Below are 24934 nucleotides of genomic sequence, written 5' to 3'. Positions count from 1 at the left end.
CCTCAGCCTTCCTTCGCGTGCATGGTGACGTAGTTGGTGCCGATCCAGTCGCCGAACGTGGCGGTGTCGCCGGGCACGTCGATGTCGACGGCCAGGCCGTACTCGCGGGCCTTGGCGACCGAGAACGAGAAGTCGATCGACGGGCGCAGGAAGAACACGCTCGACGTGCGGTCGCTGCCCTCCCGCAGGTGCGCCCCCGGCGAGCGCACGTGGTGCCGGGGGGCGGGCACGGTGCCCCGCGTGACGAGCGGGGCGATGGCGCCGCACAGCACCACCACGGCGTCGGGCACCGCGGGCAGGTCCACCAGCTCGCCGTGGACCTCGGCCTGGAGGCTGACGAACCCGTTGGCGCAGGGCGTCTGGTGGACGAACGTGATCAGGGACAGGTCGTAGTGCGGGGCCATCCGCCGGGGCTCGTGCTCGGCCGCCCGGTGCTCGGGGACCTCGGGGAAGTACCGCAGCCGGAGCACCGGATCGCAGTCGAGCAGGGTCTCCAGGTCCCCGCCGTCGTAGGAGCCGCTCGCCTCCAGCACCGCCGCGCAGGTGCGCCGCGCCGCGGCGTGGAGGCGGTCGAAGTAGCCGGTCCAGACCTGCTCGAACCGCTCGGAGGGGAACAGGTTGCGGTCGATCCCCATGGAGTAGGACTCGGAGTAGTCGGTGTAGGAGCCGGTGCGGGTGACCTGCGCCGTGCTCTCGGCCTCCAGCGCGGAGTAGCCGCGGCGCAGGGTCGGCACGCCGGTGGTCATCGCCCGCTTCTCCTCGGGCGTGCCCGTGAAGAAGAAGCCGGTGGCCGTGTCGGTGGCCAGCCGGTGGTCCTCCTCGGTGACCCCGTAGTCGGTGAGGTAGAAGACCCCCAGCTCGGTGACGCAGCGGTGGAACTCGTCCCGGTGCGCGCCCCGCTCCAGCTCGGCGAGGCTGAAGAGCGGGACAGTCGTGTCGGCCATGGTCCTGGTGCTCCTTGTCGTGACGTGCGGCGGTCGCCGGCGGGGGGTGGCTCAGTCGTGGAACAGCAGTGCCCGCACCTCCAGGGACACCCGCAGCCTGCCGGTGGCGGGGCCGTCCGGCACGAAGAACGCCGAGTGCGGGGAGAGCCCGGCCACGTCGGCGAGCTCCCGGTCCGGGGTCGCGCCGTCCGCGTGCGGCAGTGCGCGGCTGGCGCTGTCGTAGCACTTGAACAGCACGACCTCGGCCGGGGTGAGCGCGTCCCAGAAGTACCAGCGGTGGGCGGGGTTGTGCCGGACCGAGTAGTTCTCCCGGTCCCGCAGCCAGTCGGGGAAGTCGAGCCTCGTCGCCACCAGGTCGGCGGCCGGGTCGAGCGACCGGAAGTCGCACAGCGCCAACGGGTAGTTGCGCACCGGCGCGAGCAGCGGGCGCCACGCGTTGACGATCTGGAACCGGCGGGACGACCGGCCGGGACCGCCGTGGTCCGCGGCGCGGGCCCAGGCGCTGCCGGGGCTCTGGTCGACGTGGACCCGCTGGTGCGGCGCCTGGTTGTCCGGGTCGCGCGGCGCGCCGGTGTCCTCCACCCGGACGGTGGCGTCGAAGAACGACACGCGCGCGGCCCCGGTGCGGGCCAGCAGCAGGTCCCCGACCTCCTCCTGGTAGGCGGCGATCGCCCCGGGCTCGCGGGCGAAGAGGGCCTGCTGGTCGACGCGCGTCGGCGCCTCGACCTTCTCGAACCCCGCGCCGTCGAGGTCCGGCCGGGTCCCGCCGGCGCGCAGGTCGGTGATGGCGGTGTCGACGGGGACCTTGCGGAAGTTGAACAGCACGTCGGGCGGCCGGGACACGGCGTCGATGCACCAGTCGTCGACCCGGCCGTCCGGGGTCAGCGGCGCCGCGTAGAACAGCGGGCTGGTCACTGTCGGCACGGGCGCCTCACCGCCTGCGGAACACGCCGCGGTCCAGCTGCGCGCTGGCGTTGGCGTACACCATGTCCATCGACAGCGTCTTGCCGAACGCGCCCAGGTACTCCTCCAGCAGGTTCGGGCAGTACCGGTGCCAGTAGGGGATCATGTCCTCGATCACGAAGTAGTCGCCCGCCACCAGCAGGTTGTCCACCGTCCACCGCATGACGTTGAACGTGTTGGCGTGCGCGTCGTCGATGAACAGCAGCGGGTGCGGCAGGTCCCGCAGCTGCTCGAACGTCGTGAGGTCCGCGCAGTCGGCCTCGCTCAGGGTGATCCCGGCCATCTCCGACTCGGGAATCCGGCAGCGGCCCAGGTCGCGGTCGATGCCGACGACCCGGCAGTCCAGGTCCATGAGCCGGGCCATGTCGCGGAACCACATCAGCGAGCCGCCGCTGAACACGCCCAGCTCCACGACCGTGCGCGGTCGCAGCTCGCAGAGCAGGTCGTGGTAGGCGGCCTGCGTGTCCGGGTCCTTGAGCAACCGCAGGCCCCGCCACTGGTAGCGGGCGAAGTCGGGGTACCCGAGGTCGCGTGGCGCTTCGGCCCACTGGTCCAGCGGCCAGTCCCTCGGCCGGTCCGCCAGGACCGGCGGGTGCCACACCGGGTCCTCGCCGACGCCCCGGAAGTCGTTCAGGTCCAGGAATTCCTGAGGGGTCTCGCCCATGCGCTTCGTCGTTTCCTCACGTGTCGCGTCGGGTTCGGGGTCGTGGCCGGACCGCTCAGGTCTGGCCGTTCTTCTTGATGAGCGCGGTCAGGCCGTGCCGCAGGTAGTCGCCGTAGCTGACCGCCTCGTTCGGCTCGCCCTCGTGCGCGCCGTCCGGGGAGAACGGCTGGATGAGCGTGTCGTTGCCCGCGTGGAAGAAGAACGGCAGCGAGAGGCGCTCGGCGTTGACGAACTTCACCCGGTGCAGCGGGGCCGGGAAGTAGTCGTGGGTCAGGTGCGCGAGGTAGGTGCCCGCGTTGACCAGGAAGTTGTCGCTGTCGGTCGGCAGGTCCCGCCACCCGTCGACGGTCTCGACCTGGAGGTTCTGCACCGCGGTCTGGAACAGCACGGTGATCGTCGAGACGTCGAAGTGGTCCTCGAAGCTCAGCGGCTCACCGTCCGGGCCGGTCTTCACCGGCGGGTAGGTCTCCAGGCGCGGGTAGCGGATCAGCGAGACCGCGGACAGCGTCTCGGACTCGCGCAGCTCCGGCTCGAAGAACAGCTCGTCCTTGCCCAGGGCCAGGGCGAAACCCCGCATCAGCCCCTTGGACAGGGTGAACATCGTCCGGAAGTACTCCTCGCAGAACTCCCGGAAGCCGGGGTGGCGCTCCGCGTCCGGCCAGGTGTTGACCTCGTGGCCGGGCACCCCCGCGCGGATCATCGGGTGGTCCTCGTCGAAGTCGGGGTTGAGGTAGCAGAAGGACTCCACCGCCTTCTTCCCCTCGATGGCCTTGTAGTAGCCGTTGCGCACGCGCGGGTTCGCCGGGTTGTAGGCGTTGATGGCGAGCTCGTGCTTCTCCGCCGCGGTCATGGTGCGGTGGAACTCGTTGACGACGTCCTGGAGGCGCTGGACGTCGACACCGTGACCGGACGCGTAGAAGAAGCCCGAGCCCCGGCACGCCTTGTTGATCTGCTCGGCCACCTGCTTCTTGGCGTCGGCGTCGGCGCCGAACAGCGGCGACACGTCGATCGTGGGCACTTCGGCGGACGGCATCTTCATGTGGGTCCTCCGTTCCCTTCTGCTCTCGCGGCCTCCCGCGACCGCGACCCGGCGAGCAAGGCCAGGACCCGGTCGCAGATGGTGGTCACCAGGTCCACGTGGTGCACCCACGAGTGGTGCGTCGCCCCGTCGAGCACGTGGGTCTCGATCGACCCGGCGGGCACGAGCAGGTCGAGGTGGTTGTGCGCGGTCCGCTGGTAGTGGGCGAAGATCCGGCTCTGCCGCTCGTCGGTGACGACGTCGTTGACCTCGCCCGCCTTGAACAGCACCACGTCGCCGAGTGCGTCGGCCAGGCGCGCCAGGTCCGCGGCGGCCGGCCGGTAGTGGAAGTTGATCGGGTCGAGGACGTCCTCGACGTCGGGCAGGCCGATCGCCGCGGACGCCCGGGGCACCCCGAGGTAGGGGTCGATGAGCACCAGGTGCTCGACCCGTTCGCCGGCCAGGGCCAGCTGCCGGGACATCTCCAGCGCGAGCACCCCGCCGAAGCTCCAGCCCAGGAACGCGTAGGGGCCCTCGGGTTGCAGGCGGCGCACGTGGTCGAGGTAGTAGCGGCCCAGGTCCTCGAAGGAGGCCATGGGCGTGTGCAGGTGGACGTTGTTGAACAGCACCAGCCGGTGGCCGGGCAGCCGCCGGGCGAGGTTGCCCAGGTAGCTCTCCGCGCCGCCCTCGCCCGGCGGCAGCAGGAAGATCGTGCGCTCGGCGTCCTCCTCGACGAGGAGGTACGGCTCGAACCCCTCGGTCGGCGCGGCCGCCCGCCGCCGGGCCCGGCCGTCCCCGTCGCGGGCGGCGGCGGAGGTGTGGGCGATCAGCCGGGCGAGCCACGTCGCCAGCTCGTCGGTGAACGCGCGGGTGGCCCGCTCCCCCATCCGGCTGTCGACGCGGGTGACGAGGCGGCCGGCGACGCAGCTCATCGTCACGTCCACCACGGCGTCGTTGGCGTCCGCGTCGGCCTCGGTGTGGTAGCTGCCCGAGAGCGCGGGGTCCAGGTGCCAGCCCGCGGTGGGGACGGCGTCGCCGTCGGCGGGGTCGGCGCCGTCGAGGCGGCCGAGGTAGTTGAAGGTCACCGGCGGCAGCGGGGCGCGGTCGCCGCCGTAGCGGCCGAACAGGGCGCCGTAGCCGATGCCGTGGTGCGGCAGCCGCCGGGCGTCCCGGGTGGCCAGGAGGCCGCGGGCGGGGTCGTCGGGGTCGGCCACCACGGCGACGGGGTGCATGGTGGTGAACCACCCGACGGTGTCGCGCACGTCGGGCGCGCCGTCGAACAGCTCGCGGCCGTGCCCCTCCACCGTCACGTGGTTGACCGCCAGCCCGGTGACCGCGCGCACGGCGTGCGCGGTCGCGGTCAGCAGCACGTCGGTGATCTCGGTGTCGTAGGCCCAGGAGGACTCCGTGAGCAGCGCCTGCGTCTCGGCCGGGCTCAGCGCAAACTCCTCGTGCCGCGCCGGTCCCTCCCGGCGCGGGACGTCCAGCGCCATGCCGTGGACGGTCTCGACCCAGCGCCGCCGCTCGTCCCCGGCGGGCCGGTAGTCGCGCAGCGCCCGCGACCACCGCTGGTAGCTCGCGGTGCGGCGGCCGAGCACGCCGCCGTGGTAGAGGACCTCCAGGTCCTGCGCGAGGATGCGCCAGCTGACGGTGTCGACGACGAGGTGGTGCGCCGCGAACCACACCCGCGTGCTGCCGTCGGGGAACCCGTGCAGGTGGGCGGCGACGGCGATCGGGCCGTGTTCGAGGTCGAACCCGTGCTGCAACGCCTCCAGCCACGCCGCCACGTCCGCGTCGGACCGGCCGCGCACGTCCAGCTCGTGCAGCACGACGCCCGGGTCCCCGTCGGCGTAGACCTGCCGGACCGCCCCGCCGCGGACGCCCGGGTAGCGCAGCCGGAACGCGTCGTGGTGGTCGACGAGCCCGGCCAGCGCGGCGCGCAGCCGGTCCGGGTCCAGCGGCGGGGTGCGCACCGCGAAGTGCTGGTTCCAGCAGTCGCGGTCGACGAGCGGTTTGGCGAAGAACCACTCCTGCACCGGGAGCAGGGGCACCTCGCCGCCGGGCCTGCCCTCCTCGGGCTCCTCCGGTCCGGCCGCGGTGGCCGCGTGCGCCGCGAACCGCCGCACGGTCGGGAAGTCGAACACCTCCTTGACGCCGACCCGCCTGCCCAGCTCGCGCTGGATGCCGCTCGCCAGGTGCAGCGCGCTGATCGAGTCGCCGCCGCAGCGGAAGAAGTCGTCGTCGATGCCGACCGACTCGACGGGCAGCCGGGCTCCCCACAGCCGGCACAGCCGCGCCTCGACCCGGTCGCGGGGAGCCGCGTAGGGCGCCCGCGCGGGCGCGGCGTCGGGCTGCGGCAGGGCGGCGGTGTCGAGCTTGCCGGTGATCGTGGTCGGGAGCGGCCCGTCCAGGCGGATCAGCACGCCGGGCACCATGCTCGGCGCCAGGCGGGCGCGCAGTGCGGCCAGGACGTCGTCCCGCGTCACCTCGGCGCCGTCGTCCGGCAGGTAGTAGCCGATCAGCCGCCTGCCGTCCGGGGTGCGGCCGTCGGGACCGGCGACGACCGCGCACTGCCGCACGCCGGGGCACGCGGCGAGCGCCGCCTCCACCTCGCCCGGCTCGACCCGGACACCGTTGATCTTGACCTGGTCGTCGTTGCGCCCGAGGAAGCGCAGCCCGCCGTCCGGGCCGACGCGGACGACGTCGCCCGTGCGGTACAGCACGGGGAAGCGCCCGGCCGCGCGGTCGGCGTCGGTGCGGAAGGGGTTGGGGACGAACCGCTCCCCGGTCAGCTCGGGCCGGTTCAGGTAGCCCGCCGCGACGCACTCGCCCGCCACGTGCAGCTCGCCGACCGCCCCGGCGGGCAGCGGCGCGCCGCCGTGGCCGAGCACGTGCATCCGGGTGTTGCCCAGCGGGTGGCCGAGCGCGTTGCGGTGCTCCGCGCCGGGCGCGAAGCACTGGACGGTGTTGTAGACGGTGGTCTCGGTCGTGCCGTAGGCGTTGTAGAGGGTGCCCGCGAACTCGGCCCGGATCTTCGAGAAGTGGTGGGCGCCGAACACCTCGCCCGCCACCAGGACGGCCCGCAGGTGCGGCAGCCGGGTCAGGTCGAAGCGCTGGACCTGGGTCGGCGTGCCGCTGACGTAGCTGAGCCCCTCGCGGTCGGCCAGCACGTAGAACGCCGGGTCCTCGGCCGCCGACGGCGACGGGACGATGAGCTTGTGCCCGCCGAGCACCGACAGGGCCAGCTGCTCCACCGAGAAGTCGAACACGTAGTTCGCGAGCATCAGGACGCCCTGCCGCCCCTCCCGCGGCGGGCCGAAGTAGCGCCCGGCGAGCTGCTCTCGGAAGCTGTCGACGGACGCGTGCGTCACCAGCACGGCCTTGGGCCTGCCGGTGGTGCCCGAGGTGTAGATCGCGTACGCCGGGTCGGCGGCGGTGGCCGCGGTGCGGGGTTCGTCCTCGGGACCCCCGGCCGGCCGGTCGACCGCCAGCACGGGGATCCCGGCCGCGATCGCGCGCAGCCGGTCGGCGTGCGGCTCACCGGCCACCACCGCGCGCGCCCCGGTGTCGGTCAGCATGAAGGCCACGCGGTCGTCGGGTGAGCCGGGGTCGACGGGCAGGTAGGCCGCGCCCGCCTTCCACACGGCCAGGACCGCCACGACCGTCGCGGCGCTCTGGTCCAGCACGAGCGCGACGAGGTCACCGGGCGACAGCGCGACGGCGGCGCGCAGGTCGTGGGCGAGCCGGTTGGCCCGCGCGTCGAGCTCCCGGTAGGTCAGGCGCGTGGTGGCGTCCACCACCGCGACCTCGTCCGGCCAGGTGGCGGCCACCTCGGCGAACACCTCGCGCATCGTCCGGCGCGCGGCGGGCTGCCCAGAAGATTTGGGCTCAGAAGATTTGGGCTCAGAAGGTTCGGGCTCGGGCTCGGCGACGGGTTCGACGAGGCCGATCGCGGCCACCGCGGTCCGGTCGGGCTCCAGGCCCGGCCGGGTCAACTCGGCGAGCACGTGCCGGAAGGTGTCGGCGATCCCGCGCGCCGTGGCGTCCTCGAACAGGGACGCGGCGAAGGTCAGGTTGCCGCGCAGCCCGTCCCGGGTCTCCCACAGGGTCGTGGACAGGTCGAACTTCGTGGCGGTCCAGCCGTCCGCGTCGGGCAGGTACTCGTCCGGTCCGGTCGGGTCGCCCGCGGCGTTCTGGAGGGTGAAGTTGACCTGCACCACCGGGTGACGGCTCGGGTCCTTGCGCACCGCGAGCTCCTTGACCAGCTGCTCGAACGGCAGCTCGCCGTGCACCTGGGCGGCCAGGACGGCCTCGCCGACCGCGCGGACGTGGTCGCGCACCGAGGCGTCCGGCTCGACCCGCACGCGCAGCGCCAGCAGGTTGGCGAAGAAGCCGACGGTGTGGTCGAACTCGGGGCGCCCGCGGTTCGCCCACGGCGTGCCCACGACCAGGTCCCGCCGGCCGGTGTACCCCGCCAGCACCAGGTACCAGGCGCTGAGCAGCACCGCGTAGAGGCTCACCCGCGTCGAGCGGGCCAGCTCGCGCAGCGCCTCGGTGGTGGCCGCGTCGACGGCGAACTCCAGCTCCCGGCCGCGGTGGTCGAACCGGGCGGGCCGGGGGTGGTCCAGCGGCAGCCGGATCGTCTCGAACCCGTCCAGGGCGGTGCGCCAGAAACCGGTCAGCTCGGCGAGCCGCCGACCGGACAGGTACCGCCGCTGCCACACGGCGAAGTCCCCGTACGACGCGCGGACCCGCGGCAGGTCGGACTCCGGTGCGCCGGCCAGCAGCGCGGCCAGCTCGCGCCGGAACACGCCCCACGACCAGCCGTCGAAGCACGTGTGGTGCAGGACCAGGCCGAGGTACCGCGCGCCGGCCAGTTCGACCAGGTCCGCGAGGATCGGCAGCTCCTCGTGGGTGCGGAACACGTGCCCGGACCGGGCGACGAGCAGCGCGTCCAGCTCGGCGGTGGTGCCGACCACGTGCACCGGGACGGTGAACGCGGCCATGGCCTCGTCCCCGGTCAGGACGCGCTGGCGCAGCACCCCGTCGACGTCCGCGGCCAGCAGCGTCCGGAGCGCGGGGTGGCGGCGCACCAGCGCGCGCACGGCGGCCGTGACCGACGCCGCCGTCAGGCCCTCGTCCGCGAGCCGCAGCGTGAACGGGATGTTGTAGGCCGCCGTGCCGCCCTCGAAGTCGTCGATGAACAGCAGCCGTTCCTGGGCCGGCGACACCGGCGGCTGCTCCAGGCGCCCGGCCGCGCCCTCGACGCCCTCGGCATCGAGCGTGGCGGCGGCCGCCGCGATGTGCTTGGCCTGCGCGGACAGCGTGGTGTGCCGCAGGACGGTGGCCACGCCGAGGCCGCTGCCGAACCCGGTGGTGATGCCCTGGGCGAGCGACATCGCGCGGATGCTGTCGCCGCCGAGCGAGAAGAAGTCGTCGTGCGCGCCGATGCGGTCCGGCGCGACCCCGAGCACCCGCGACCAGATGCCGCACAGCTTGACCTCGACGTCGCCCGAGGGCGGCGCGTAGTCGCCCGCGCCGTCCCCGCCGAACTCGGTCTCGGGGAGCCTGCGGACGTCCAGCTTGCCGCTCGGCGTGACCGGGATGTCGTCGATGCGGATCACCCGGGCGGGCACGACGGCCTCGGGCAGCTTCCCGCGCATCCACTCCTTCAGGTCCGGCTCCGCGAACTCCCGGTCCGCGATGTAGAAGCCCACCAGGTACTTCTGCGGCGCGGCGGTGCTCGACCCGGTGTGCGTGCGGGCCACCACGAGCGCCCGGGTGACGCCCGGGTAGGACGACAGCGCGGCCTCGACCTCGCCCAGCTCGACGCGCTGGCCGCGGATCTTGACCTGGAGGTCGGTGCGGCCGAGGTACTCCACCTCGCCGTTCGGCAGCCACCGCACCAGGTCGCCGGTCTTGTACATGCGCGCGTTCTCGCCCCCGGCAGCCTGCTCGGCGGTCCGGAAGGGGTTGTCGAGGAACCGCTCCGCGGTCAGGTCCGGCCGGTTGAGGTAGCCGCGGGCCACCCCGGCGCCACCGATGTAGAGCTCGCCGACCCCGCCGATCGGCACCCGCCTCATGGCGCCGTCGAGCACGTAGCAGTGGTAGTTGGCGAGCGGGAGCCCGATGCTCTTGTTCACGCGGCGCTCGCCGGGCGGGTAGGGCCGCTTGTGGCTGGTGATCGAGATCTCCGTCGGCCCGTAGCCGTTGATGACGGTGCCGGGGTAGGTGCGGCGGATCTTGTCGAACACGGGCTCGGTGAAGTCCTCGCCGATGGCGTCGACGCGGGTCAGCGACGTGGCCGCGGTGAAGTCGTAGAGCGAGAGCACGGACGGCGTGCCGGACAGGTAGGTGACCCGCTCGTCGGTGAGGTACCGGCACAGCCGCGCCTCGTCGGCGCGCATGGTGTCGTCGAGCACGACGAGCTTCTGCCCGTTGAGCAGCGCGTCGGTGAACTGCTCCACGAAGTGGTCGAAGATGTAGTTGGAGAAGGAGAGGAACGCCTCGTCGCCGTCCTCCTTGGACAGCGAGAAGGTCCGCGAGAGCGACCACTGGAGGTTCACCACGCCGCGGTGCTCGACCAGCACCGCCTTCGGGCGCCCGGTGGTGCCCGAGGTGTAGATCGCGTAGGCCAGGTCGGTGCTCGTGACGTCGGTGACCGGGTTGGCCGCGGGCAGGTGGTCCAGCCGCAGGCCCTCGATCGCCAGCACGGGCGCGTCGCCCGCCAGCGGGCGCAGGCGGTCGGCGTGCGCCTCGTTGGTGAGCACCACCTTCGCGGCGGTGTCGGAGAGCATGAACGCCACGCGGTCGTCGGGGTAGGCGGGGTCGACGGGCACGTACGCGCCGCCCGTCTTCCAGGCCGCGATGATCGCGACCATCATCGCCTCGTCCTTGTCCAGCACCAGCGCGACGATGTCGTCCGGCCGCGGCCGCGCGACCGCGCGCAGGTGGTGGGCGAGCCGGTTGGCGCGCTCGTTCACCTCGCGGTAGGTCAGGCGGGTGTCGCGGTAGACCACGGCGACCTCGTCGGGCCACCGCGCGGCCACCTCCTCGAACACCCCGTGCAGCGTCTTGTCGCCGGGGAAGTCCGCGTCCGTGCGGTTCCACTCCTCGTACCGGGCCAGCATCGCGGGCGGCACCGGGTCGAGGTCGGCGACCCGCTGCCCCAGGTCCCGCGCGACCTGGGCGAACAGTGTGTCCGTGACGCCGACCAGGGTGTCGACGGCGCTGTCGTCGAACAGCTCCCCCGCGTACCAGAGGGTGACGGTCAGCTCGTCGCCCTCCTCGCGGGCCACCACCGCGATGGGGTAGTCGACCTTGTCGGAGTCGTACGCCTTCTCGAACCGCAGCAGCTCCTCGTCGGCGCCGTGCTCGGTCTCGGCGAGCAGGTCCGGGTAGTTCTCCAGCACCAGGAGCGTGTCGAACAGGCTGCGCTTGCGCTCGCCGCTCTCCAGCCTGCCCAGCTCCACGATGCTGCGGTCGTTCATGGTGTTGACCAGGTCCTGGATGTCGCGCACCACGTCGGCGACGCGGTCCGGCCCCCGGCCCCGGTGGTCGACCACGAGCGGCAGCGTGTTGATGAACAGGCCGACCGAGTCCTCCACGCCGTCGATCGGGAGGTTGCGGCCGGACACGATGGTGCCCACGACGGTGGTGGTGCCGCCGCCGATGGCGTGCAGCACCCGGTGCCACACGAACTGGAGCACGGAGTGCAGGGTGACGCGCTCGGCCGCGCACGCCGCCTTCAGCGCCGCGGTGCGCTCGGCGCCGAGGCCCAACCTGCGGGTGCGGTGCTCGCGCACGTGGTCGTACTCGCTGAGCGAGACCTGGTAGCGGCTGGCCTCGTTGAGCAGGCCCGCGAAGTCGCCGCGCTCGTCGATGCGGGCGATCTGGCCCACCCAGTAGTCGGCGTGGTCGCCGCGGCGCTCGGCCCAGTACCGCTGCGCGGCCACGTAGGCGGTGTCGGAGGCGCGCTCGACGGGCAGCCCCCGGACCAGGCGCAGGTAGGCGCGGTGCACCTCGTCGTGCAGCACCGGCAGGCTCCACCCGTCGAGGATGACGTGGTGGCAGCTGAAGACCAGCGTGAACAGGTCGTCGCGCTGCTTGACGAGGTAGACGCGGAACAGGCCGCCGCGGTCGAGGTCGAAGTGCTCGGCGCGGTCCCGCTCCTGCACCCGCCGGATCCACTCCTCGCGGGCGGCGTCGTCGGCGAGGTCGGTCAGGTCGAGGTAACGCCAGTCCACCGGCGCGTCGTCGTCGACGACGACCTGCACCGGCTCGTCGACCCACTCGAAGCGCAGCCGCAGCGACGGGTACCGGCGCCGCGCGTGCTGCCACGCCTCGCGCATCAGGTCCGGGTCGATGCGGCAGCGGTAGTGGTGCACCGACTGCATGACGTAGGCGTCGTCCTCGTCGGTGCGCCGCAGGGCGTGGTAGTAGAGGCCCTGCTGGAGGCCGTTGGCGGGCAGGCGGACCTCGCCGCCGGTGTCGGCGGCGGGGTCGGTGGCGGTGGCGGTGATCGCGGGGCTGCGCTGCTCCACCAGGTGCCGCGTCATCCCGGCCAGGGTGCGGAGGCGGAACACGTCCGCCACCTCGACCGCGCGCCCGAACCGCTGCCGCACCCTGGCGATGAGCAGGATGCAGGAGATGCTCTGGCCGCCGAGGCGGAAGAAGTCGTCCTGGTCGTCGACGCGGTCGGCCGGCACGCCGAGCACCTCGGCCCAGATGTCGCGGAGCGCCCCGGCGATGTCGTCGACCGGGGTGTCGGCGGCGACCGGGGAGGCCGCCGGGGAGGTGGCCGGCGCGCCGTTCCCGGCGACCGGGTCCACCTCGGGCAGCGCGCGCCAGTCGACCTTGCCGTTGACGTTGACGGGCAGGGCGGGCATCCGCACCATCCGGGCGGGCACCATGATGCGGATCAGGCGGGTCTCCAGGAACGCCACCAGGTCCGCCTCGGTCACGCCCGCCTCGTCGTCGGCCACGTAGTACCCGACGAGGTACCTGCCCGCCGCGCCGCGGCCCTCGCGGGCGACGACGACGCACGCGCGCACACCGGGGTACTCCAGGGTCCGCGCCTCGATCTCGCCCGGCTCGACCCGCACCCCGTTCAGCTTGAGCTGGAAATCGCTGCGGCCCATGAACTCGACCTCGCCGTTGGGCAGCATCCGCGCCAGGTCGCCGGTGCGGTACAGCCTGCCGTTCTCGCCGCGCTCCCGTTCCCGCTCGCTCTGGAACGGGTTGGCGGTGAAGCGCTCCGCGGTCAGGTCGTCCCGGTTGAGGTACCCGGGCGCCACCCCGCGCCCGCCGATGTAGAGCTCGCCGAGCGCGCCGATGGGCAGCTGCTTGAGGTCCTGGCTCAGCACGTACCACTTCACGTTGCGCACCGGCCTGCCGATGCTGCGGTCGCGCCGGGCCACGACACCGGGCGGGAACTCCTTGACCGCGGTGACGAACGCGGCCTCGGTGAAGGCGTACTCGTTGACGACCAGGCCCCCGAACCGCTCGCGCAGCCTGCGCAGCCCGGCGGCCGTCAGCTCCTCGCCGACCAGCATCAGCTTGCGCAGGCTCGGGCAGCGGCTCAGGTCGAAGTGCTGGAGCACCGACCCGGTGGCGTTGAGGTAGGTCACGCCGTGCCGCTCGACGTAGTCCGGGAACCGGTCGGGGTCCAGCCGGACGTCGTCGGGCACCACGACCAGGGTGTGCCCGTTGAGCAGCGCGATCAGCGTCTGGCGCAGGTGCGGCTCGAACACGTAGGAGGCGAACAGCGCGACGCGCTCCTCCCCCGGCCGCAGCATGTCGTAGCGCTCGGACAGGTCGGTGATGCTGTTGACGACGCTGTCGTGGAACTTGGGCACGCCCTTGGGCACGCCGGTGGTGCCGGAGGTGTAGGTGGCGTAGGCGATGTCGCCCGCGCTCAACGCCAGCCCGGGGTGCTCGCGCGTGGACCGCCCGGCGGCCTCCTGCTCCACGAGGACGTCCTCGACGGCGACGACCCGGACGCCCGGGTGCGCGTCCCCGAGGACGTCCCGCAGCCGCTCGACGTGGCGCCGGTTGGTCAGGACGACCCGCAGGCCGGTGTCGCCGACGATGAACCGGACCCGCTCGGCGGGGTAGGCCGGGTCGATCGGCACGTAGGCGGCCCCGGCCCGCCAGATGCCGACGGTGAGGGAGACGCCGAGGTCGCTCTTGTCGAGCAGGAGGCCGACGAGGTCGCGCACCCGCACCCGCACCGGCGCGCGGAGCAGCCAGTTGGCGACCTGGTTCGCGCGCTCGGACACCTCGCGGTAGGTCAGGCGGACCTCGCCGCACACGACCGCCTCGGCGTCGGGGAACCGCCGCACGGCCGCCTCGAACAACTCGTCCAGGCGGGTGTCGGTCGGGAAGTCGCCGTCGGTGTCGTTCCACCGCAGCAGTTGCAGCTCCTGCTCGGCGGAGAGCAGGTCGATGTCGGAGACCAGCTGCTCGGGGCGTCCGCTGAACTGCCCGTGCACCTCGCGGGCCACGTCGAGCAGGCCGACGACGATCTTGTCCTCGAACAGGTCGCCCGCGTACCACAGCGTCCACCGGGTGCGACCGTTCTCCGGGTCGTCGCGCACGACCACGACGAGCGGGCAGGCGGGCAGCTCCTCGGGGACGAGGTCGCGGTCCGCGAGCACCACGAGCGCGTCGAACAGGCCGTGCTGCAACAGGTCGGCCTGGGGCAGGTAGGCGTTCCGGTCGCGCACGACCTCGTCGATCGCCTCGACGGCCGCCGCGCAGGTGAGCCGGGCCTGCGCCACGTGGTCGACCACGACCGGGAGCACCCGCGCCGCGTCGGGGTCGGGCGCGTCGACGAGGTCCAGGAACGCGACGACGGTCTGGTGCCCGTGCCCGTAGGCGTGCAGGACGCTGTGCAGCACCGCGAGCGCGAGCGCCCCGGGCGACGCGGCGTCGCGCCCGGCCGGGCGCGGGATGCCGTGCTCGTCGTGGACCAGGACGAGGTCCTGGCGGTGGGTGGCGCGCAGCCCGGAGCCGTCGTCGCGCACCGCGATCCGGTGCCGCCACTCGTCCCGCAGCAGCATTTCGAGGTCGCACCGCCTGCCCGCGATCCCGGCGATGCGCTCGCGCCACTCCGCGGCCGAGTCCAGGTGTCGTGACGACGTCATCTGCGGTGGTTCCTTCTCCACTGAGGTCGGGTGTGGCCGGTCAGAGCGCGCCGACGACGTTCGCCAGCGCGTCGAGACCGAGGTCGAGTTCGTCCTCGGTGATCGTCAGCGGGGGCCGGAACCGCAGTCCCCGCTCCCCGCAGGGCAGGGCGATCACCCGGTGGTCGCGGTACATCCGGGTCAGCACGTCGTCCCGGGTCGCGGTGTCGGGCAGGTCGATCGCGCACATCAGCCCCCGGCCCCGGGGGTTGCGCACCACACCGGGGTGCGCGGCCGCCAGGGCCACCAGGCCGTCGAGCAGGTGCTGCCCGCCGCGGGCCACGGCGTCGAGGAGCCGGAGCCGCTCGACGGTCTCCAGGACGCGCGTGGCGCGCACCATGTCGACGAGGTTGCCGCCCCAGGTGGAGCTGATCCGGGAGGGGACGGCGAAGACGTGGTTCGGCACCTCGTCGATCCGCCCGCCGCCCATCACCCCGCACACCTGGGTCTTCTTCCCGAACGCGACGAGGTCCGGGCGCAGCCCGAGCTGCTGGTAGGCCCACGGGGTGCCGGTGATGCCGCAGCCGGTCTGCACCTCGTCCAGCACGAACAACGCGTCGTTGTCGTGGCAGAGCCGTTGCACGGCCTGGAGGAACCCGGCGCCGAGGTGGTTGTCACCGCCCTCGCCCTGGATGGGCTCGGCGATGAAGCACGCGATCATGCCGTCCGCCGCGGCGAACGCCGCCTCGGCCGCCGCGAGCGACCGCCGCTCGGCGTCCCGGTTGGCGCTCTCGTGCTCGGCGAGGGGGTGCCGCAGGGCCGGCGACGGGATGCGCGGCCAGGCGAACTTGGGGAAGCGGAGGGTTTTCGCCGGCTCGGTGTTGGTCAGCGAGAGCGTGTAGCCGCTGCGGCCGTGGAAGGAGCGTTCCAGGTGCAGGACCTGGAGGCCGTCCACGGCGTCGTCGGGCAGGCCGAGCTTCTGCGCCTTCCAGTCGAACGCGGCCTTGAGCGCGTTCTCCACCGCGAGCGCGCCGCCCTCGACGAAGTGCAGGTAGGGCAGCAGCGGGTCGCCGAGCACCTCGGCGAACGTGTGGACGAAGCGCGCGTAGGGCACCGTGTAGACGTCCGGGTTGGACGGCTTGTGCAGCGCGGCCACGGCCAGCTCGTCGAGGAACTCCCGGTCTCCCACCATGTGGACGGAGTTGAAACCGAGGGGCGACGAGGCGAAGAATGAGAACAGATCGAGGTAGCGCTCCCCGGTCAGGGCGTCGACCAGCCAGACCCCGAAGCTGGCGTTCAGGTCCAGCACGAGGTCGTAGCCGTCGACCAGCATGTGGCGTTCGAGCACGGCACGGACGTCCCCCGGCCCGATGCCCGGACGATTTGGTGCCGCGCGGCGCCCCGGCCCGTCATGGCCGTAGGCCGTCGGCGTTCCCAGCACCATGGCGCTCCCCAGCGTCGTGTCCGCGATGCGTACTGTTGGCAGGTGATGACCGCGTGCGTCGGCGCGGTCGCGGCACGCGGGCAGGGGGCGCTTGGGCCCCTCATCCACGTCCGGACCGGCAGTTCCGCACCGGTGGGTGAAATGCGCGCTCCGCGCGCAGCGCTTCGTACCGGTTCAGCGGAACCGATACGGGTACCGGATTGCGGAATCACCTCCTGATGAGCCGCCACCGGCGGCCGAATACCCACCGAGAACAGTCTTGTGATTCGTCGACCGGAATTCAGACTAACAGGTGAATTCATGCCTAGTACCGCCGTTCGAGTGGCAACACCGAAGGCGGGAGCGGTGAGAACGGCACCGTGGATGCGAATCCGCGATGTTGGGCGGATCGGCCGCGTGACGTTTCATGATCTTCGCGGTATGCCGGGCGGAAGGAGCCTGGGCGAGGCGGGGGCTTGACACCCGCCGAAAAGGCGCGACCAGGTGCGATCGGACGCCTCTACCCGCGTCGAAGACGAGGCCGACCCGGTCTTTCACGCCGCCGACAGGACGTGCCGGGTCACCCCGACGGCGGGGTGCCGGTGGTCGCGGTGCGTGGTCGGGATTCGGGGCGAGTGCCGATCGCGAGCGTTCCGCACTTCGCTCCCGACGCCCGCGCGACATCGCGTTGACCGCGCCGCGGAATTCAAACTCCGCCTCTCCGTATCTTCGTGTTCACCGGTTGACTGGTAGCATCCCGGGAGTCGACTCAGTTCACCGGCGGCACCCCACCGCGTCCGGTGAACGCACACCTCGGTTTGAGGTATATCAATTCCCACGGGCGTATTGAATTCCATGCTGTCTGGAATCACGTGAGGGATGGGCGATGCCGGAGATCGACTGGGCGCTGGTGCGCGGCCGGGTGCTGCTCGACCCGACCGCCGCGCACCTGAACGCGGGTTCCGGGGGACCGCTGCCCCGGCCGGTCTTCGACCGCGTCAGCGGTTTCCGCGCGCACCTCGCCGCCGCGCCGATGGACTTCCTGCTGCGGGAGGTCCCGCCGCTGCTGTGGACCGCCCGCGAGCGGCTCGCCCGCTTCCTCGGCGGCGACCCGCGCCGGCTGGTGCTCACCACCAACGCGACGGCCGCCGTCAACCTGGTGGCCTCGTCGCTGCGCCTGCCCGCGCCCGGCGAGATCCTGCTCACCGACCAGGAGTACGCGCCGATGCGCTGGTGCTGGGAGCGGGCCGCGGCGCGGCAGGGCCTGACCGTGCGGACCGTCGCCCTGCCGGAGCGGCCGACCGGTCCCGGGGACGTCGTCGACGTGGTGACCGCCGCGATGGGTCCCCGCACCCGCCTGCTCTTCTTCAGCCACGTGCTGTCCCCGACCGGGACGGTGCTGCCCCTCGCCGACCTGTGCGCGGCGGCCCGCGAGCGCGGGGTGGTGACGGTCGTCGACGGCGCCCAGGGGCCGGGGTTCACCCCGCTGTCCCTGGCGGACGTGCCGTGCGACTACTACGCGGGCAGCGGGCACAAGTGGCTGCTCGCGCCCACCGGCACCGGCTTCCTGCACTTCGCCGGGGGTCGCGGTGAGGCGCTGTCACCCCCGCAGGTGAGCTGGGGCCACCGGCCACCGGCCGACCACCCGCCCGACGAGCGCGACGGTTTCGGCAGCACGCCGCGGCTGCGCGTGCTGGAGTGCGAGGGCACGCGCGACCTGACCCCGTGGCTCGCGCTGCCCGAGGCGATCGACTTCCAGGCCGCGCTCGGGCACGACCGGGTCGCGGCCCGCGCCCGCGCCCTCGCCGGCGCCGTCCGCGACCGCCTCTCGGGCCGGCACGGGCTGCGCCCCGCGACCCCGGAGCACCCGGCCCTGCACGGCGGCATGACGGCGTTCCACCTGCCCGAGGGCGTCGACGCCACCGCGCTCCGGCACGCCCTGTGGCACCGCCGGCGGATCGAGGTGGCCACGACCGAGTGGGCCGGCCGGCCGCTGCTGCGGGTCTCCACGCACCTCTACAACACCGAGGCCGAGGTCGAGCGCCTGGCCGAGGCACTGGAAGAACTGGTCGGAACGCGCCGTGACCCGGTTCGCCCCGGCCAGGAGTCCCTGTCACGAGACGAGATCGCGGAGAAGACGAGCACATGACGGACACGACGGTCCCCACGTTCGACCTGACCGGGCTGCGCGACGGCCACCGCCGGGACGAGTTCCGGGAGTGCCTGCGCGAGAAGGGCCTGTTCTACCTCACCAACAGCGGCCTGACCGAGCAGGACCACGAGGCGGCGCGGGAGATCGCCGTGGACTTCTTCGAGCACGGCCCCGAGGAGCAGAAGCGGGCCGCCACCCACCCGGTCCAGACCATCCGGCGCGGGTTCACCCGGCTGGAGTCGGAGAGCACCGCGCGCATCACGAACACCGGCAAGTACACGGACTACTCGATGTCCTACTCGATGGGCGTCGACGAGAACCTGTTCCCCACCCCGGAGTTCGAAGCGGTCTGGCAGCGGTACTTCGACTCGCTGAACGTCGCCGCCAAGGACGTCGCCCGGCAGGTGCTGGCCGCCGTCGACGCCCGGCCCGCGGGGGGCGTCGAGGAACTCCTCGACTGCGACCCGGTGCTGCGGCTGCGGTACTTCCCGGAGGTGCCGGAGGACCGCATCGCCGAGAAGCAGCCGCTGCGGATGGCCCCGCACTACGACCTGTCGATCGTGACGCTCATCCACCAGACCCCGTGCCGCAACGGGTTCGTCAGCCTCCAGGGCGAGGTGGACGGCCGGTACGTCGACCTGCCCGCCACGCCGGACGCGGTGCTGGTGTTCTGCGGGGCCGTGGCCACGCTCGTCTCCGACGGCGCGGTCAAGGCGCCCCTGCACCACGTCGCCGCGCCCGGCGAGGACAAGCGGGTGGGCAGCGGGCGCACCTCCAGCGTGTTCTTCCTGCGGCCGAGCCTCGACTTCGAGTTCTCCGTGGCCCGCGCGAAGGAGCTCGGGTTCACCGTGGACCTGCCGGTGGAGACCGCCACGTTCAACGACTGGATCGGCGGCAACTACATCAACATCCGCAAGACCGCGGACGCGCGATGACGGCGATCAGCGCCACGGAGGAGGTCCGCGCCCGGGTCGAGACCGCGCTGAAGCGGTGCGGGGTCGACCCGGCGGCGTTCGCGGGCGACGGTGTCACGGCCCGCACCCCCGTCACCGGCGCGCCCCTGTTCGACCTGCGCGCGCACGGCCCGGCGGAGGTCGACCGGGCCGTGGACGCGGCGCACGAGGCGTTCCTGACCTGGCGGACGACGCCCGCGCCCGTGCGCGGCGCGCTGGTCAAGCGGTTCGGCGCGCTGCTCTCCGAGCACCGGCAGGACCTGGCCGCCCTGGTCACCGCCGAGGCGGGCAAGATCGGCTCCGAGGCCCTCGGCGAGGTGCAGGAGATGATCGACGTCTGCGACTTCGCGGTGGGTCTGTCCCGCCAGCTCTACGGGCGCACCATGCCGTCGGAGCGGCCCGGCCACCGGCTGATGGAGACCTGGCACCCGCTCGGCGTGGTCGGAGTGATCAGCGCGTTCAACTTCCCGGTCGCGGTGTGGGCGTGGAACGCGGCGGTGGCGCTGGTCTGCGGCGACACGGTGGTCTGGAAGCCCTCCGAGCTGACCCCGCTGACCGCGCTCGCCTGCGCGGCGCTGCTCGACCGGGCCGCCGCCGAGTCCGACGCGCCGCCGCACCTCAACCAGGTGCTGCTCGGCGGCGCGGAGACCGGCGCCCGGCTCGTGGACTCGCCCCTGGTGCCGCTCGTCAGCGCCACCGGGTCGACCCGGATGGGCCGGGAGGTGGGGCCGAGGGTCGCCGCCCGGTTCGGGCGGAGCCTGCTGGAGCTGGGCGGGAACAACGCCGCCGTCATCGCCCCGTCCGCGGACCTGGACCTGGCGGTCGACGCCGCCGTGTTCGCGGCGGCGGGCACGGCCGGGCAGCGGTGCACGACCCTGCGCAGGCTCATCGTCCACCAGGACGTGGTCGACGACGTCACCGACCGGCTCTCCGCCGCGTTCCGCGTCCTGCCGGTCGGCGACCCGTTCCGGGACGGCACGCTGGTCGGACCGCTGGTGCACGGCGCGGCGCACGCCGCGATGCGGGCGGCGGTCGAGCGCGCGGTGGCGCAGGGCGGCTCGGTCCTGGCCGGCGGTGAGCGGGAGCTCGCGGACCTGGCGCCCGACGCGCACTACGTCCGGCCCGCCCTCGTGCGGATGCCCGCGCAGACCGAGGTGGTGCGCGAGGAGACGTTCGCGCCGGTCCTGTACGTGCTGTCCTACCGGGACTTCGCGGAAGCGGTCGAGCTGCACAACGGCGTGCCGCACGGGCTGTCGTCGGGCATCTTCACCCGCGACCACGGGGAGGCGGAGCGGTTCCTGGCCGCCGACGGCGCGGACTGCGGCATCGTCAACGTCAACATCGGCACCTCCGGCGCGGAGATCGGGGGCGCGTTCGGCGGCGAGAAGGACACCGGCGGGGGCCGCGAGTCCGGCTCCGACGCGTGGCGGGCCTACATGCGCCGCGCGACCAACACCGTCAACTTCTCCGGCCGGGTGGCGCTCGCCCAGGGAGTCGACTTCTCGGGCTAGCCGGAGCACGCCGGCGGAAGAACGGCGGACGACACAACGGGGGGCGCGGAGCCATGCCCGCGAAACTGAACCACGCCACGGTGCTGGTGTTGTCGTGCACCACGCAGTTCCTGGTGCTGTTCGACACGTCGGTGATCACCGTCGCGCTGCCGTCGATCCAGGCCGACCTCGGGTTCTCGCCGGGGACGCTCCAGTGGGCGGTGCACGGCTACACCCTGGCGTTCGCCGGGTTGTTGCTGCCGGGCGGCCGGTTGGCCGACCTGTACGGGTGGCGACGGGTGTTCCTCGGCGGGATGGCGGTGTTCACCGCCGCCGGGCTCGTCGGCGGGCTCGCCGACTCCGCGGCGACGCTGATCGCGGCCCGCGCCGCCCAGGGCGCGGGCGCCGCCGTCCTCGCCCCGCTCGCGCTGACCATGCTGACCACCACGTTCGCCGAGGGCCACCGGCGGACCCGGGCGCTCACCACCGTGACGGCGGTCGCCCTGGTCGGCGGGGCGGCGGGCAACCTGCTCGGCGGGGTGGCCACGGAGTTCCTGACGTGGCGGTCGGTCCTGCTGGTGAACGTGCCGTTCGGCCTCCCGCTGCTGGTGCTCGCCGCCGTGGTGCTGGCCCCGCGCGGGGTCGTCGCGAACCGCGCCCGGCTCGACCTGCCGGGCGCGGTGCTCGCCACCGCCGGGTTCTCCCTGCTCACCCTCGCCGCGACGCGGACCGCAGAGCACGGTTGGGCGGACCCGGCGGTGACCGCGCCGCTGGTGGCCGGCTCGGCGGCGCTGGTGGGGTTCGCGGTGGTGGAGACCCGGTACGCCCCGGTGCCCCTGGTGCCCCCCCGGTTGTTCGCCCTGCCCGGCATCGCCTGGGGCAACGCGGCGATGCTGCTGGCGGGCGCGAGCCAGGTGCCGGTCTGGTACTTCCTGACGCTGACCATGCAGGACGTCCTGGGGTTCAGCGCGGCGCAGGCGGGTCTCGGCTTCCTGCCGCACGCGCTGGTGATGATGGCGGTGGTGCTGGTCCTGGTGCCGTGGCTGATGCGGCGCGTGCACACCAGGACGCTCATCGCGGTGGGCGGGGTCATCGGCGCGCTCGGCTTCTGGTGGCAGAGCCGCGTGACCCCGGACAGCGACTACGTCGAGGGCGTCCTGGTCCCGGCGGTCGCCATCTCCATCGGCGGCGGGCTCGTCGGCGCGCCCCTGACCAGGACCGTCACCGCCGGTGTCCCACACGCCGACGCGGGCGCGGCCTCCGGCGTCATGAGCACGGCCCGCCAGTTCGGCGGCGCGTTCGGCCTCGCCGCGCTGATCATGCTGACCGTGCCCCCTGCCGGGGCGGGGCCGGTGGAGCTCGCGGCGAGCTACGGGGCCGCGTTCCGGGGCATCGCGCTGATCATGCTCGCCCTGGCCGTCCTGGCCGCGTTCCTGCCCGCGCTGCGGGACGACCACCCCGCGGTGGCGGTCCCCGCCCTCCGCTCCGGTGCCCACGACGCCGCGAGCCGGCACGATGACCGCCACCGGCCACCGCGGTAGGGGCGCCGGTCCGCCCGCCGACACGGCCGCGGACGCCGCGGTCGTGGACACTGTGGCCGTGAACAGCCCGGTCGTGGACAGCCCGGTCGCGAGCAGCCCGGTCGCGGACAGCTCGGTCGCGGACAGCTCGGTCTCCGTCGTGGACGGCTCCGTCGTGGACGGCTCGGTCGTGGACGGCTCGGTCGTGGACGGCTCCGTCGTGGACGGCTCGGTCGTGGACGGCTCGGCGACGCTCCGGCGCGTCGTCGCGATCACCTGCGGCCTCCCCCCGGCGGCCGTGCCCGACGCGGTCGTCACCGCGCTGGCCGAGTCCGACCGGGTGCCGGTGTGCTGGTACCGCGTCGAGGAGCTGCTGGCCGCCGCCCAGGCGGTCGTCCGGGCGGGCCCGGCGTCGCCGGTCACCACAGCGGCCCCCGCCCGGGTCCCCCGCCCGAACCCGTAGGAGCCGACCACCACCACCTGCCGGTCCCCCGCCTCTTCTCCCACCAAAAGGCGGCAGGGCGGTGACTGGATGTCATCGGGCGGTCGCGGTAGGTTGGGAGCGCTCCCAGAACGTGTCCTCCACACCCTGCGCGAGGAGCCGAACCATGTCGCGACGGCGTTGTCGCCCGTTCACCCTGCCCGCCGGCCTGCTGATCCTGGCCCTGTCCGCGTTCCTGTTGCCCCCCGTGTCGGCGAGCGGCAGTGCCGCGGCCGGCCCGTCCCCCACCCGCGCGGTGCCGCTCACCGAGCTGACCGTGACCTCCGAACGGGTGGCGACCGGCCTGCGACGCCCGATCGCGATCACCGGCCTGCCGGACGGCCGGATGCTGGTCGTGGAGAAGGAGGGCACCGTCCGCTCCTACCACCCCGACACCGGCCTGGCGGCCGCACCGGTGCTCGACCTGACCTCCAGGATCGACGCGTCGGACAACGAGCGCGGCCTCCTCGGCATCACGCCCGCGCCGAACTTCGCCCGGACCGGGATGCTCTACGTGGCCTACACGAGCCTGCCGGCCGGCGCGCTGACCCTGGCGCGGGTCCCCCTCGGCGCCCCCGACCGGCTCCAGGTGCTGCTCACCCAGGAGCACGCCGAGTACGGCAACCACAACGGCGGCCAGGTGGCGTTCGGCCGTGACGGCTACCTCTACTGGTCCCTCGGCGACGGCGGCGGCTCGCACGACCCGTTCAAGGCCGGTCAGGACCTCGGCACCCTGCTCGGCAAGATCGTGCGGATCGACGTCAACCGCGCCTGCGGGGCGCAGCCCTACTGCGTGCCCTCCAACAACCCGTTCATCCGCGTGCCGGGCGCGCGGCCGGAGATCTGGCTCTACGGGCTGCGCAACCCCTGGCGCTTCTCCGTCGACCCGGTCGACGGCTCGCTGTGGATCGGCGACGTGGGCCAGGGCCTCGTCGAGGAGATCAACCACATCCGCCCGTGGCAGGGCGGGGCGAACCTCGGCTGGTCCTGCCGGGAGGGCACCCCGGTCTTCGACCCGCAGCAGTGCCGGGCGGGCGGCCGGTACACCGACCCGGTCTTCGAGTACGACCACTACAACGACAACTGCTCGGTGACCGGCGGCGTGGTGTACCGGGGGTCCAGGACCCCGGAGGCGTGGGGCACCTACGTCGCGAGCGACTACTGCTCGACCCGCGTGTTCGCCGTGCGCCCCAAGCTCGACGGCGGCTACGAGTCCGCCACGATCGGCAACCTCCCCACCCAGCCGACCGCGATCGGCACCGACGCGCACGGCGAGCTGTACGTGCTCAGCGACCTCCCGGGGTACCTGAACCGGGTGCGGTTCGAGCGGGTCCAGCCGCCGGCCGGCGGGGCGGCGAACCGCTGAGGCCCCGGGGCGATCCCCCGCACCCGCGAGAACACCGGGATCGCCCACACCTGTGACACCTCCGGGGACGGCCGCGTCCGGGCGGCCGTCCCCGCCTCGGGTCCGGGTGCCGGAGCACGCGCACACCGGGGTCGCCGCACGCCGCGGGGACACCGCCCCCGACGAACCGGGCGCCGTCGAACGAGACCGGCACACCGTGCCGGGTGTGGCCGATCGCGGTCACACCCGACAGGTCGGGGTCAGGCCGCGATCGGACCGAAGATCCAGTTCCCCCTGGCGTCCTCCTCCGGGCTGCGGAAGAACTGCTCGTTGGCGACGTGCAGCTCGGCGCGGTCGAGCCACCCGTTGCCGTCCAGGTCGAGCCGGTCGAACGCGGCGTTGCCCGCGGCCTCGGACAGGCGAAAGGCGCTGGCCGCCATGCGCACGTACTCGGTCCTGGTGATCCGGCCGTCGCCGTCGACGTCCATCAGGTCGTAGAAGGCGTCGGCGACCGGCGCGATGTGGGTGCGGTAGCCGTCCTCGGACGCGGTCACGAACCGGTCCATGCCCGAGGAGTACTCCTCCACGTCGACGCGCTCGTCCCCGTCGGTGTCCATCGGGAGCGTGACCGCCTCCCACAGCCGCTGGTAGCGGTCCCGGACGAGTTCGCTCTCCGGCGAGCCGGGCGCGTACCCGAACGCGGTGACGAGCCGGTCCGCGGAAGCCGTGTAGTCCATCCTGTCGATGGTCCCGTCGTCGTCCACGTCCAGCAGGGCGAAGAGGTGTGCGAGTTTCCGTTCCAGCAGTTCGTTGAGCATGGTGTGCGACTCTTTCTCCCGGCGGCATTACCCTGGC

Annotated in this window: 13 protein-coding genes; 6 read left to right on the top strand and 7 right to left on the bottom strand. The window is 73.2% G+C overall.

The window, feature by feature from the left end; all coding sequences use genetic code 11:
- Positions 1–2: 2 nt before the first annotated feature.
- Genes ACFP3R_RS21165 through lat form a run of 6 tightly spaced genes read right to left on the bottom strand, consistent with a single transcriptional unit; the run spans position 3 to position 16159 of the window.
- Entirely contained in the window at positions 3–944 is a 942-nt protein-coding gene (locus ACFP3R_RS21165; RefSeq protein WP_380638089.1) for a 2OG-Fe(II) oxygenase family protein, read from the bottom strand.
- 51 nt (positions 945–995) lie between these two features.
- On the bottom strand, positions 996–1868 hold the full coding sequence (locus ACFP3R_RS21160; protein WP_380638088.1) for a CmcJ/NvfI family oxidoreductase: 873 nt from the start codon (positions 1866–1868) through the stop codon (positions 996–998).
- A gap of 7 nt (positions 1869–1875) precedes the next feature.
- A complete protein-coding gene (locus ACFP3R_RS21155) occupies positions 1876–2571 on the bottom strand; it encodes a CmcI family methyltransferase (RefSeq protein WP_380638087.1) in 696 nt (231 codons plus the stop codon).
- 55 nt (positions 2572–2626) lie between these two features.
- Positions 2627–3610, bottom strand: coding sequence for a 2OG-Fe(II) oxygenase family protein (locus ACFP3R_RS21150; protein ID WP_380638086.1), 984 nt, complete (start codon positions 3608–3610; stop codon positions 2627–2629).
- On the bottom strand, positions 3607–14736 hold the full coding sequence (locus ACFP3R_RS21145) for an amino acid adenylation domain-containing protein (protein WP_380638085.1): 11130 nt from the start codon (positions 14734–14736) through the stop codon (positions 3607–3609). Before ACFP3R_RS21145 ends, ACFP3R_RS21150 begins: the two co-directional genes overlap by 4 nt.
- Before the next feature lie 40 nt (positions 14737–14776).
- Positions 14777–16159, bottom strand: coding sequence for an L-lysine 6-transaminase (gene lat / locus ACFP3R_RS21140; protein WP_380638084.1), 1383 nt, complete (start codon positions 16157–16159; stop codon positions 14777–14779).
- Between the two features lie 865 nt (positions 16160–17024).
- Here lat and ACFP3R_RS21135 point away from each other — a divergent pair.
- The 6 genes from ACFP3R_RS21135 to ACFP3R_RS21110 all read left to right on the top strand — a co-directional run bounded on the left by ACFP3R_RS21135 (position 17025) and on the right by ACFP3R_RS21110 (position 24100).
- On the top strand, positions 17025–18287 hold the full coding sequence (locus tag ACFP3R_RS21135; protein WP_380638083.1) for an aminotransferase class V-fold PLP-dependent enzyme: 1263 nt from the start codon (positions 17025–17027) through the stop codon (positions 18285–18287).
- Positions 18284–19225, top strand: coding sequence for a 2OG-Fe(II) oxygenase family protein (locus ACFP3R_RS21130; RefSeq protein ID WP_380638082.1), 942 nt, complete (start codon positions 18284–18286; stop codon positions 19223–19225). Before ACFP3R_RS21135 ends, ACFP3R_RS21130 begins: the two co-directional genes overlap by 4 nt.
- Positions 19222–20754, top strand: coding sequence for an L-piperidine-6-carboxylate dehydrogenase (amaB, locus tag ACFP3R_RS21125; protein WP_380638081.1), 1533 nt, complete (start codon positions 19222–19224; stop codon positions 20752–20754). Before ACFP3R_RS21130 ends, amaB begins: the two co-directional genes overlap by 4 nt.
- 53 nt (positions 20755–20807) lie before the next feature.
- Entirely contained in the window at positions 20808–22274 is a 1467-nt protein-coding gene (locus tag ACFP3R_RS21120) for an MFS transporter (RefSeq protein ID WP_380638080.1), read from the top strand.
- 58 nt (positions 22275–22332) lie between these two features.
- Positions 22333–22716, top strand: a complete 384-nt coding sequence (locus tag ACFP3R_RS21115; protein ID WP_380638079.1) for a hypothetical protein — start codon at positions 22333–22335, stop codon at positions 22714–22716.
- Positions 22717–22861: 145 nt separating this feature from the next.
- A complete protein-coding gene (locus ACFP3R_RS21110) occupies positions 22862–24100 on the top strand; it encodes a PQQ-dependent sugar dehydrogenase (RefSeq protein WP_380638078.1) in 1239 nt (412 codons plus the stop codon).
- A gap of 239 nt (positions 24101–24339) precedes the next feature.
- Here ACFP3R_RS21110 and ACFP3R_RS21105 read toward each other — a convergent pair whose 3' ends face one another.
- Entirely contained in the window at positions 24340–24897 is a 558-nt protein-coding gene (locus ACFP3R_RS21105; protein ID WP_380638077.1) for an EF-hand domain-containing protein, read from the bottom strand.
- Positions 24898–24934 lie beyond the last annotated feature (37 nt).

The sequence above is a fragment of the Saccharothrix lopnurensis genome, assembly GCF_042658445.1.
In the GTDB taxonomy this organism is placed as follows: Bacteria; Actinomycetota; Actinomycetes; order Mycobacteriales; family Pseudonocardiaceae; genus Actinosynnema; species Actinosynnema lopnurensis.
This window is presented reverse-complemented; position numbering and strand designations above follow the sequence as displayed.

Bases quoted from the DNA above. Each gene is read 5' to 3' on its own strand.
- ACFP3R_RS21105 (WP_380638077.1), bottom strand. From the start codon at position 24,897: ATGCTCAACGAACTGCTGGAACGGAAACTCGCACACCTCTTCGCCCTG.
- ACFP3R_RS21155 (WP_380638087.1), bottom strand. From the start codon at position 2,571: ATGGGCGAGACCCCTCAGGAATTCCTGGACCTGAACGACTTCCGGGGC.
- ACFP3R_RS21110 (WP_380638078.1), top strand. From the start codon at position 22,862: ATGTCGCGACGGCGTTGTCGCCCGTTCACCCTGCCCGCCGGCCTGCTG.
- ACFP3R_RS21130 (WP_380638082.1), top strand. From the start codon at position 18,284: ATGACGGACACGACGGTCCCCACGTTCGACCTGACCGGGCTGCGCGAC.
- ACFP3R_RS21120 (WP_380638080.1), top strand. From the start codon at position 20,808: ATGCCCGCGAAACTGAACCACGCCACGGTGCTGGTGTTGTCGTGCACC.
- ACFP3R_RS21135 (WP_380638083.1), top strand. From the start codon at position 17,025: ATGCCGGAGATCGACTGGGCGCTGGTGCGCGGCCGGGTGCTGCTCGAC.
- lat (WP_380638084.1), bottom strand. From the start codon at position 16,159: ATGGTGCTGGGAACGCCGACGGCCTACGGCCATGACGGGCCGGGGCGC.
- ACFP3R_RS21165 (WP_380638089.1), bottom strand. From the start codon at position 944: ATGGCCGACACGACTGTCCCGCTCTTCAGCCTCGCCGAGCTGGAGCGG.
- ACFP3R_RS21150 (WP_380638086.1), bottom strand. From the start codon at position 3,610: ATGAAGATGCCGTCCGCCGAAGTGCCCACGATCGACGTGTCGCCGCTG.
- ACFP3R_RS21145 (WP_380638085.1), bottom strand. From the start codon at position 14,736: ATGACGTCGTCACGACACCTGGACTCGGCCGCGGAGTGGCGCGAGCGC.
- amaB (WP_380638081.1), top strand. From the start codon at position 19,222: ATGACGGCGATCAGCGCCACGGAGGAGGTCCGCGCCCGGGTCGAGACC.